The following is a 10,823-nucleotide window of genomic DNA, read 5'->3' as shown; positions in this document are numbered from 1 at the left end:
ATAAAGTATAATTGATTGAACTTTCAATGAAATTCGGGATGCCGATGGGTCATGATGAAAATATTGCTGGAAGTTGGATTGATTTTTATTGTTACATAGTAGTACACGGTGCCGGAAAGACTAATTGGGAATATAAAAGTTTCGACTGAAAATGAACCGTACGGAGAATCAAAATACTCGCCCGCGCACCAAAATTCAGCACTGAAATGCGACTCGCTAGCTACGCAGATTAGCCAGTTGGGCATAAATCAGTCAAAGTTGGGCATAAACGGACCAAAGTCGGGCATAAAACACAAGAAGTTGGGCATAAACAGGACAGAGTTGGGCATAAATCAAAAAGGAGCAAAAAATGAAAATAAGAAAAGCAAAGTTGGTGGATGCAAAAGGAATCGCACATGTGCATGTGGATAGCTGGCGCACCACATACCGAAACATTGTCCCGGATACTTATTTGAACCAATTAAGCTGCGAAGCACGGGAACAATTGTGGAAAGAAAATCTTAAAGCAAATAACAACTTCGTAGCAGAAAATGATGAGGGTCATATTATCGGATTTGCAGATGGCGGCAAAGAGAGAACGGGGATGTACGAAAAGTTGCAGGGCGAGCTGTATTCAATCTATATACTGCCGGAATATCAGGGAAAAGGGATAGGCAGATCGCTGATGAAAAGAGTAGTCGAACATTTAGGAGATAGTGGCTACAACTCGATGCTCGTCTGGGTGCTGGAAGACAATCCTTCGCGCGGTTTCTACGAGAAGATGGGCGGCAAAAAAGTCGACCGCAAAACGTTAACTATTTCTGGTAAAGTGTTAAACGAGATAGCTTATGGGTGGGAAGAAATCGGTCTACTGAAAAATTGATTTGGGGTGATTATATGATTGGAACATTTTTTAGTTATTTCATTATCTTTTTTATTGTTGCGAGGCTAGTAAGTTTGACTAGTAAGATCGAATGGATGCCGACATTAACTAATAGTGTAAAACACGATGCTATATTAGCGGCGATCTTTTCAATGGTTGTTGTTTTAACATTGAACCTGCAAGGAATTTATAACCACCAATAGGGAATAGTTAACAGGAGATTCCTTACTGCAGTAATTAAGTTTTACATGGATGCTTATACATAAAATCCAGCAATACAAAAAAGCCATCACAGGTAAGAGGATTTCTCTTTCCCATGATGGCTTCAAAATTTTATTTAGTTAAGAACGATTCTTCAAAGAAATCCAACAGGTACTCCAATGTAATCGGGTCACTGTATGTGGATGCTTTCGTGTTGATTTCGAATACATGGTCATTCTTGACCGCCGGGATGTTTTGCCAAACATCCGTTTCAGTGAATGAGTTATCGACGTCGGGGTTCTTGCTGAAAATCACGTAATCGCCGGCAAACTCTGGCAGCACTTCAGAAGAGAAGGTGTAAACGCCAGCTTCCAGCGCCAGTTCCTCGACTTTTGCAGGCATATTCAGGTCCATTGCCTGATATAGAATTTCCGTGCCGCGCGCATAGTTGTCGCCGAACACGTAAAATTCCTTGTTGCCGCTTTCGATTACAGAAACTGTAGCGTCTTCGCCGATTTCGGCGCGGATTTCATCGCCGATGGCCGCAGCGCGTTTCTGGAAATCTTCAGCCCAGCTGACAGCCTCTTCTTCTTTATTCAATAGCTTACCGATTTCGACCTGCTGATCAAGGTAATCCAGCTTGCCCCATGTAAATGAAACTGTAGGAGCGATTTCGCCCAGTTTATCAAGGTTCTTCATATGTGAACCAGCGATGATCAAATCCGGATCCAGTTCAATGATTTTCTCGAGGTTGTCTTCAGTGACGATTTCCACGCCTTCCAATTTTTCTTCAAACAGGGAATTCATGCCTGTCCATTCATCAATACCGACGATATTGCCTTCAAGCGCAAGGACGTTTGGTCCATTTGTAAGAGCAATGATTCGTTTCGGATCAGTCGGCACTTCGACCGCGCCTGTCTCTGATTCGTATGTAAATGTATCGGAAACTTCCGATTCGGCAGCTCCACTTTCACCTTCTGCCTTACCGCAAGCAGCGAGAATAAGTATTAGTATAAGTAAAAAAGGCACAGCTAATTTTTTCATGAGTTTTCTCCTTTATTTTTGATAATGATAATCATTTTCATTTAGATATTATAGGAAAATGTAATTGGTGTCAATTGACAGTTAAATGATTTAAGAAATAAAAGCAGTTAAGCTTCCTCATTAAAAAATTTCGTATACTTAACTAAAGCTGACTTAAAAGGAGATAACAATGGAAAATCTTATGGACGCAGTTATAACTTGGATATCATCGAAGAAGGGGCGGCTCGTGATCGGCATATCGGGACACGGAGCGGCGGGGAAGTCCCATTTCACACAGGAACTGCTGGCCCGGCTTGGCAATAAAAACGTAAACTGCCTCAATACGGACCCGTATATCGTCAGTTCGGATATTCGACGGCTTTCTGCAATCGACTATACATATGAAAATGAGGATCACCGCTTTAAAATGACCGCATGCCATCCGGCGGCGCATCATTTGGGCGCATTGGAGCGGGATGTGCGGATGGCGCGGGATGGTCTCGATTTTTATACCATCGACGTCCATTACATGGAACGGGCTTTGATTTCTTCCGAAAATCAGTTGACGATTGTCGAGGGGATGAGCGCGGCTTTTATCGACCCGGAGCTGTTCGATTTGAGAATTTATTTTTACACAGATGGCGAAACGGAATTAATGAGAAGATCATCGCGCGATGTTGTGGAACGTGGGACTGATCTGGAGTACCTGAAGTTTTCGCATGCCGAACGGCGGATCCAATATGAAGTTTTCATGCATCCTTATAGCGAGAATTTTGATATCGTCATCAAGTCGGTCGGTGAGCAGCAATTTGTGGAGAAGATGGATTTTGAGTTTGGCGGAGTGGTAGAATGATCTTCTTTTTTGGGGCGAAAATGGCTTGCCGCGGATAAATGGCCTTTAGACGCGGATAAACATCGTCTAGGCGCGGGTAAATAGTCTTTAGGCGCAGATAAAACCCTCACAGGCGCGGATAAACAAGCCGCAGCCGCGGATAAAAGAGATTCGCCGTTTTTCAAAAAGAAAAACGGGGCTGTAAGAGCGCATTTCCTCATCAATATCCGCATTCATAGCTGCCTCAACACCCAAAATCACAGATCAAAAGAAAAATGGATGCTTTTCGCAAGCGAAAAGCGGAAAACCAACTAAAAATCCCGTGCGGGTGACAATCACCCGCACGGGATTTTTAGCGTCTGGAGATTTCAGTCAACCAAGCTTCGCGAAAGCCACGAGAGTCCCCTGGTCACAAGACTCGAAGCCGTTCTTTTCATAGAAGTGGCGAACACCTGCCGCTTCTTCTGTCAAAAGGACTTTTTGGCGGACATTGCGGTACTTTATGAGTACGCGCCGCATCAGTTCGCTGGCGTTTCCTTTATTCTGCCGGCATTTCAGTACAAGGATGTCCTGGATATAGATAATGGTGAGGCCGTCGCCGATCACTCGGATTAAGCCAATTAGCTCATCGTTGTCCCAAATTGACAGGACGTATAAAAAATGGGCAACCGCCTCCGCCAATTGGTCCAAATCTTTTGTATAGGCGAACCATTCCACGTCTTCATACAACGATTTCAACGATTCTTTATCTATTTTCTTATCTTCTTTGTATACATATTCCATCTTTTTTCCTCCTCAAATTTTTAATTTGAAGAGTGCATGCGCAATTTTTCCACTGTCTTATGCCTCCTTTACTTCAAAAATCCTGAAAGTATCTTTTGAGTAACTATAGTCAATTTACCAAGAACTTACAACTTCCAGCTCCTTCATAAATTTCAGGTTAAGCTAATAAACCCTGTATAGAAATCATCTTTTATATGTAAAAAAAGTAAAAAATAAATATTATAATGTAACTTTTGTTAAATTTATCTCACTTAATTGACGAAATAGTTATACAATGAAAAAGGGCTTGAAAGCCTTTGAAACATTAAGGGAAAAGGGGATGGAAAAATGAAGAATACGTTACATCTTTCATTAATCTTTGCACTTATTATTTCTTTTATTGCGCCTGTTATTGAAACAGGACAAGAAGCACATGCAGCAACTGCAAACGCTGTAGCCATCAATGAAATAGCTTGGATGGGGACGAGCTACAGCTATAATAACGAGTGGATAGAATTGCATAACACGACGAACTCAGCAATCGATGTGAACGGATGGACTTTAAATGCGGCTGATGGCAGCCCGAGCATCAGTCTCTCCGGTACCATTGCAGCGGGTGGCTACTATCTGATGGAAAGAACCAGTGATAGTTCAGTTCCCGGTGTGGCTGCTGATTTGATTTATACAGGGTCTATGGAAAATGGCGGTGAGATCCTCGAACTGAGGGATGCTTCCGGTGCTTTGATAGACAGCGCAGAAGCTTGGTATGCAGGTGACAATACCACGAAGGTGACAATGGAGAGGGTCGATCCGCTTATAGATGGCACTCAAGCCACTAACTGGATTGATTCTGCAAAAACATACGATGGAGGAAACGGAACTCCTCAGGCAGTCAATTCTAAAGCGAAAGGCTGTACTGATAGAACGGAACAGTTGAACAATGTTTCGGAAGCGGAAGGTGCCATCAATGTTTACTTTAATAAATGTGCTGATACTTCTTATGCGAGTTCCGGGAACGAAGCAAATTACAACGTGAATCTTGAAACCAGGTTGATTAATCGTTTAAATGAAGCGACGACAAGCATCGACTTTGCAACATACGAAATTAATTTGCCGGGTATTGTGGATACTTTGATTGCCAAAGCGGCGGAAGGCATCGATGTGCGTGTAATCGCTGACGCTAAGGACGCATCTGATCCTCATTACGCGGAACGCTTTAAAACGATGAGGCTGCAGGTGGAAAAATTGGTAAGGGGACAGGATGGAGAAGTGGGGACAGCGGATGATATTTATGTATTTTCCGATTCTCCGATGTTCGCTGTGGAAGACAGTGCAGCAAGAACGGATTTCGGATTGCCTTCCACGCCGGAAGATTTCCCGCTGGTGACTGTTGCTGTGGGGAATAGTGAAGTATCCGGCTATTTGTTCGTGGACGCTGAGGAAAAAAGTGCAGATGCCTACTACAGCCCCGGAACGCAAATGCATAATAAGTTTGCTGTAATTGATGACCGTTGGGTATTTACAGGAAGCTGGAATTTCACAGTAACTGGGTTATACGGTACGGAAACTAATATGGAACAAGGAATTTTAGACGGCAACCAGCAGCATGTAGTCGAAATCAACTGGCCTGCGATGGCTGATATTTTTGAAGTTGAATTCAATGAGATGTGGGGGAGCTCTGCATTATCTCCTGATACAGCCGCTGCTAATTTCAATACACGGAAGATAGATAATACAACGCACGAAGTGAACGTCAATGGTAAAATTGTTGAAATTTACTTTTCGGCAGGCGATGATGCTGTAGGGAAAATGCGGGAAGTTGTCAGAACGTCAGCTGATGTAAACACATATTTCACCATATTCGCCTGGAGCGATCAAGGGCTGGTCGATGAGTTGAAGAATCTCTGGGAAGGTTCTTATAATGATATGGAAGGCACGTTGACGGGCTTTGATATCAAAGGTGTATTCGACCAGAGCTTCTGGAACCAATGGTGGTCTGCAAGTGTCGATATGACTGGACGCACCGCTTCGCAGGTGAGTACGGATAATCCAAATACCCGCTGGGCGAACCCGGCGCCTGTTTACCAGGATAATGAGTCACGCAAGCTTCACAGCAAAACTATGCTGATCGATGCTGATACAAACAGTGACCCGACTGTCATTGTAGGTTCTACCAACTGGAGCAATAACGGCAATAACATCAATGATGAGAATATGCTGTTTATCCATGACGCAGCCATTACGAATCAGTTTTTACAGGAGTTCAACGTCAGATATGCACAAGCTGGCGGAGCCGTAAATTAAAGAGATAAAAAGACGAGGTTAATAAATTAAGTGGTGGAGCTGTGAATACAGCTTCTTTTTTCTTATGGTATTGAAATCGCCTGGCTTTTTCTTAGGCAGATCAGTATATTAAGGAAAAATGATAACAAAAATTTATGTATCTGAATTCGAAGAAGTTGAAGTAAGTATCGGAGAGACAGTAAGTTATATGGCAGAAACAAAGAAAATGTTTTTGTGGTGGGATTAGAGTCGCTGGTTTTATGGCTAATAAACTATTGCAGCCTGTCCACACTCAGCACAAACGGACAGGATTCCGACCGGATTGCTTGTTAAGATCAGATTAAGGAGTGAGGGCTATGGGATGGGTGGAATCGTTGCAGCACGCCATTGATTATATGGAGGTGCATATGGAGGAACCGGTGACAATCGAGGAGATTGCTAAGGAGGCAAATTCTTCTATATTTCATTTCCAGCGGACGTTTGCAATCTTGACGGATTGTTCGGTCGCTGAGTATTTGCGCAGAAGGCGGCTGACATTAGCGGCGCAGGAGCTGTCGGCTACTGATCAGAAAATCATCGATATCGCCTATAAATATGGCTACGACACTCCCGAGGCTTTTTCCAAAGCGTTTCGGCGGCAGCACGGTGTGACACCGAGTGATGCTCGAAAGAATTTGGGAGAGCTGCAATCTTATAACCGCCTGGCGATCCAGGTGAATCTGAAAGGGGCAGATCCGATGAAGTATCGAATTGTGGAAAAGGAAAGTTTTCAGGCGATTGGTGTGAAGCGGGAATTTTCGCTGCAGGGTGGAGAGAATTTGAGCGGTATTCCGGACATGTGGATGGAAATGAATCAGGACGGCACAAGCGACGCGATTGCCAAGCTGCAATCGGGAGAAATTAATGGCTTGCTTGGCATTTGTGCCAACTTCGAGGACGGGACCACGATGGATTACTGGATTGCAGCAGAAAGTGCACAAGCAGTTCCGGAAGGTTTCAAGCAAATCGAAATTCCAGCATCCAAGTGGGGCGTCTTCGAAGTGCACGGCGCGATGCCGGATGCCATGCCGAAAGTGTGGAAACAGATTTTCTCGGAATGGTTCCCGTCCAATCAATACGAAAACGCCGGAACCGCGGAGCTGGAAGTTTATCCGGCGGGGGACGCGTACAGCGAGGAGTATGTCTCTGAAATCTGGATTCCGTTGAAGAGGAAGCAGTAGAAAGTTTTAGGCTGGAAATAATTTCAGAATTTAAAAATTATTGAAACTAATTGCAATCAGATACGTATTAAAGGGTATAGAGATGACAGGCGGAGATGGGGAAAGCCTAAAACGAAAAGGGGTGTACTCTATGCATTGGATGATGTGGGTGTTTTGGGGAACTCTGGCAGCTATATTTATCATCAGTTATGTCGTGGATGTTTTGACGAAGCGTAAATACAGCATGAATAAAAAGGATAACACGTTGAACCAGAATATGGCTGAAGCAGAAGCGCGCCGGGATGCTGGACGCAGTAATCATGAAAGCGGAATGTTTTAGAAGACTGGACGGAATCAGAAATTAAATTTAGGGATATCAACTAAAGGGCTTGGAGCTACATTTCCTGGCTCTTTTATTGTGCGTTTTCTCAGGAAGGTATTTAAAACTTTCATCTCGAATTATTAGAGAACATGTTTCTGTGCTTTTATTCAAAAGGAGGCAAAGCCATGAATAAAAACAAATTGCTGAGAATGGATAACATCGGCATTGTGGTGGAATCCCTGGATAACGCCATCGCTTTTTTCGAAGAAATCGGCCTGCATCTCGAAGGACGTATGATCGTGGAAGGGGAATGGGCTGGACGAGTGACTGGCTTGGGTTCTCAAAAGGCAGAGATTGCAATGATGGTGACGCCGGATGGCCACAGTCGGCTGGAGCTTTCGCAATTCCACACTCCTTCGGTGATAGCGGATCACCGCGAGGCCCCTGTAAATGCATTGGGATACCTGCGCGCCATGTTCACGGTTGAAGATATTGATGAAATGGTTGCCAGGCTGATGAAGCATGGTGCTCAGCTCGTCGGTGAAGTGGTTCAGTTCGAGGACTCATACCGGCTCTGCTATATTCGGGGAACTGAAGGGCTGCTGATCGGGTTGGCGGAAGAAATTGGTGGTAAGGAAGTATGACGAAAGGGAGAGCAGATAGAGTTAAAACTGGGATGCATATATTATATGGAATTTGAATATTCGCCAGTTAGCTGAATATCTAAGGAGCGAAACCGATGATCCACAAAAAAGTTTCATGGCTGGAGTTATTTTTCGATTTGATTTTTGTTGCTGCAATAGCAAAAGCTACACATGTCTTGCTGCATTTAGAGCATGGTGTCATTCCCGTGGAATATCTGTTCAAATTCGTTTTGATATTTATTCCGATCTGGTGGTCCTGGGTTGGGCAGACCCTTTATACTAACAGGTTTGGCGAGGAGAAATTACCTCACCGTCTGTTTATGATTCTTCAGATGTTTTTTATGGTGGTTTTGACAGCCAGCTTGTCCACTGATTTTGACAGCTATTATATTCCGTTTCTAATCGGATATTGTGGTGTGCGGCTCGTTACAGCCATCCAATATATTTACACTATCCGTCTTGAAACCGGAGCTAAGCGTGAACTTGCCAAACGTTTGGGGTTCGGATTTTTAATCGGGATAGCTATTTCCCTGCTCTCAGTCTTTTTCGATTCATGGGCACGGTACATACTATTGTATACAGGGATTTTCGTTGATATTTTAATTCCGATAATCTATAGACGGTATTTGAAGAAAGTACCGGTTAATACACCACATTTATTGGAAAGGTTTGGATTGTTGACAATTATCCTGTTTGGGGAATCGATTGTCAGTTTAGTGGCTATATTTGAAACAGAGAGTTTCCTCTGGGGTAAAGTAGCAATTATCTTACTGGCGTTTTTATTGATCATTGCCATGTGGTGGCAGTACTTCGATAATCTGGAGAAGAAAATTGACAAAGAAGCGGTTACTTCCGGGCAAGTCATTATTTATGGTCATCTGTTCATCCTTATGTCCTTGAGCCTTTTTGCGGCATTGATACAGATGACTTACCTTTATGAAGTGAATTCGAATTTCCTGTTGATTTTGACTTTCAGCACGGCTTTTGTCTATTTTCTGGCTACGACGGCAGTTTTCCATAAATACCGGATACCGGCACATCGGTTGAAAATAGCACATTTGCTGTTATTCATCGCTATCTTAACTTTTTTCCTGGTTTTTAATCTGCTGGTTCCTGTTTCTGAGTTGTTGATATTGTCCGAGCTATTGATCTTTTTTGTTGTTTATACTGTCATTACGACAAAATAAATACTGCGAACACGTTATTAAAGAAGTAAAATGTTTGCAGCCGAATCAAAGAGGAGGAATCATCAGTTCATGAAACCACGAATAACTGTTATCACATTGGGTGTAGATGATTTAGAGAAATCGTTGAAATTCTATAAAGAGGGACTGGGATTTCCGACAGAAGGGATTATAGGGAAAGAATTCGAGCATGGTGCCGTTGCGTTCTTCGACTTGCAACAAGGCTTGAAACTGGCCATTTGGAACCGCCGCGATTTGGCTAAAGAGGCAAAGGTCCCTCTAACAGCCGCCAGTCCTTCAGAATTTACTTTGGGTCATAATGTAGGGAGCAAAGAAGAAGTCGACCAACTAATGGAACAGGCAAAACAAGCCGGTGCTGTTATTACTGATCCTGCCCATGATACATTTTGGGGAGGTTATTCCGGTCACTTTCAGGATCCAGACGGCCATCTATGGGAAATTGTATGGAATCCGGACTGGGCTTTAGAAGATTGATTTGGAGACGTAATTAAGGTCCATGAAATTTTATAGGCAAAAGGGAAGGATTCCCTCAACAGAATCCTTCCCTTTCGCTTTTGTGGTATGTTACTGTGCCTCGCCCATGATCGACGTCACGATATGCAGCGAATCCCATTCACCGCCCGAAAATTTGATGATCGGGTATTTGTGGGGAAACAGCTGATCGCGGATCTCTTCAGCGCTGTTGCCTTCATTTTGCAATTCCTGGACCTGCTGCTGCAGGGCAAGCAAATAATCTCTTTTTCGTTCGAGGGCGCTGCGCCCGTCTTCAAGAAATCCTGCGTGGCTGCAAAATACGTCCTGGAAATCGTATCTCAATACCCTATCCAAGGAATTGATGATGTCCGGAATATGCTCTTCTGCCAATACTACTTTTGTGCGTTCATTCACGAATAAATCACCGGTAAATAATTGGCCGGTATCCCTATTTATGAAAGCTTTATGGTCGAAAGCATGGCCTGGCGTATCGATTACATCCCATGTGGCAGTTCGCGACTGAAAAGTTTCAGGCATAGGCACTGCATGGAACGGCTTCCTCCTTCCCCAAAAAAGTTTCCGGTACAGCGGATAATCCGCACGCTGGGCACAGGAGGCGATTGTTTTTTGATTTAAATAAATCGGGACATCTTTATTCTTTTCAATATACGCTGCGCATCCGGAATGATCTTCATGATAATGGGTAAGCAGGACCTGATCGAAATCATTCTGGTCAATAAAGGCTTCAAAAAATTTGCGCAGCGACTGGGCGCCGGTATCGATCAGGACACCATCAATCAGATAACTGTACACATTTAATGATACGCCTTGAAATTGCACTTTGCCGTTCAAATAGGAGACGCCATGCCGGTCGCCTAACACTCCTTGCTTCTTCATCATCACGAACTTTCCTCCTCGAAATTCGAATTAAATAAGTAATCCAAGCGTAACTCATTGAATTGGAGAAATACATACAGTTTCAAGTGAAATGGCATTTTCCAACTGCTTTTCATCCA

The 10,823-nt window shown here is 43.5% G+C and carries 11 protein-coding genes; 8 read left to right on the top strand and 3 right to left on the bottom strand.

The genetic code is table 11. The annotated features are described in order from the left end of the window. Window positions 1-349: 349 nt before the first annotated feature. On the top strand, window positions 350-862 hold the full coding sequence (locus D2910_RS07165; protein ID WP_117312923.1) for a GNAT family N-acetyltransferase: 513 nt from the start codon (window positions 350-352) through the stop codon (window positions 860-862). A gap of 333 nt (window positions 863-1,195) precedes the next feature. On the opposite strand, the gene D2910_RS07155 is transcribed toward D2910_RS07165, so the two are convergent. Next, window positions 1,196-2,107: an iron-hydroxamate ABC transporter substrate-binding protein gene (locus D2910_RS07155; RefSeq protein ID WP_117312921.1), complete on the bottom strand. Its 912-nt coding sequence runs from the start codon at window positions 2,105-2,107 to the stop codon at window positions 1,196-1,198. Between the two features lie 169 nt (window positions 2,108-2,276). Here D2910_RS07155 and D2910_RS07150 point away from each other — a divergent pair, with 169 nt between their 5' ends. Continuing rightward, window positions 2,277-2,939 (top strand): uridine kinase family protein, encoded by a 663-nt coding sequence (locus D2910_RS07150; RefSeq protein WP_117312920.1) that lies wholly within the window; start codon window positions 2,277-2,279, stop codon window positions 2,937-2,939. Between the two features lie 351 nt (window positions 2,940-3,290). On the opposite strand, the gene D2910_RS07145 is transcribed toward D2910_RS07150, so the two are convergent. Then, window positions 3,291-3,701 carry a GNAT family N-acetyltransferase gene (locus tag D2910_RS07145; protein WP_117312919.1) on the bottom strand — a complete coding sequence of 137 codons (411 nt, stop codon included), beginning with the start codon at window positions 3,699-3,701 and terminating at the stop codon, window positions 3,291-3,293. A 327-nt stretch (window positions 3,702-4,028) separates the two neighbouring features. Between D2910_RS07145 and D2910_RS07140 the strand changes: the two genes are divergently transcribed. The 6 genes from D2910_RS07140 to D2910_RS07115 all read left to right on the top strand — a co-directional run bounded on the left by D2910_RS07140 (window position 4,029) and on the right by D2910_RS07115 (window position 9,807). Then, on the top strand, window positions 4,029-5,984 hold the full coding sequence (locus D2910_RS07140; RefSeq protein ID WP_117312918.1) for a phospholipase D-like domain-containing protein: 1,956 nt from the start codon (window positions 4,029-4,031) through the stop codon (window positions 5,982-5,984). Between the two features lie 335 nt (window positions 5,985-6,319). Continuing rightward, entirely contained in the window at window positions 6,320-7,183 is an 864-nt protein-coding gene (locus D2910_RS07135) for an AraC family transcriptional regulator (RefSeq protein WP_117312917.1), read from the top strand. 130 nt (window positions 7,184-7,313) lie between these two features. After that, window positions 7,314-7,502: a hypothetical protein gene (locus D2910_RS07130; protein WP_112221786.1), complete on the top strand. Its 189-nt coding sequence runs from the start codon at window positions 7,314-7,316 to the stop codon at window positions 7,500-7,502. Window positions 7,503-7,669: 167 nt separating this feature from the next. After that, a complete protein-coding gene (locus tag D2910_RS07125; RefSeq protein WP_117312916.1) occupies window positions 7,670-8,128 on the top strand; it encodes a VOC family protein in 459 nt (152 codons plus the stop codon). A 95-nt stretch (window positions 8,129-8,223) separates the two neighbouring features. Further along, entirely contained in the window at window positions 8,224-9,315 is a 1,092-nt protein-coding gene (locus D2910_RS07120; protein ID WP_117312915.1) for a low temperature requirement protein A, read from the top strand. Window positions 9,316-9,384: 69 nt separating this feature from the next. After that, window positions 9,385-9,807: a VOC family protein gene (locus tag D2910_RS07115; RefSeq protein ID WP_117312914.1), complete on the top strand. Its 423-nt coding sequence runs from the start codon at window positions 9,385-9,387 to the stop codon at window positions 9,805-9,807. A 90-nt stretch (window positions 9,808-9,897) separates the two neighbouring features. Here the strand turns inward: D2910_RS07115 and D2910_RS07110 are convergent, their stop codons facing one another. After that, complete coding sequence (locus D2910_RS07110; protein WP_117312913.1) at window positions 9,898-10,707, bottom strand: MBL fold metallo-hydrolase; 810 nt, start codon at window positions 10,705-10,707, stop codon at window positions 9,898-9,900. Between the last annotated feature and the right edge of the window lie 116 nt (window positions 10,708-10,823).

Origin of the sequence: Planomicrobium okeanokoites (assembly GCF_003428875.1) — a bacterium.
Lineage (GTDB): Bacteria > Bacillota > Bacilli > Bacillales_A > Planococcaceae > Planococcus > Planococcus okeanokoites.
The sequence above is the reverse complement of the archived record's forward strand: the minus strand, read 5'-3'. Positions and strand labels throughout refer to the sequence as shown.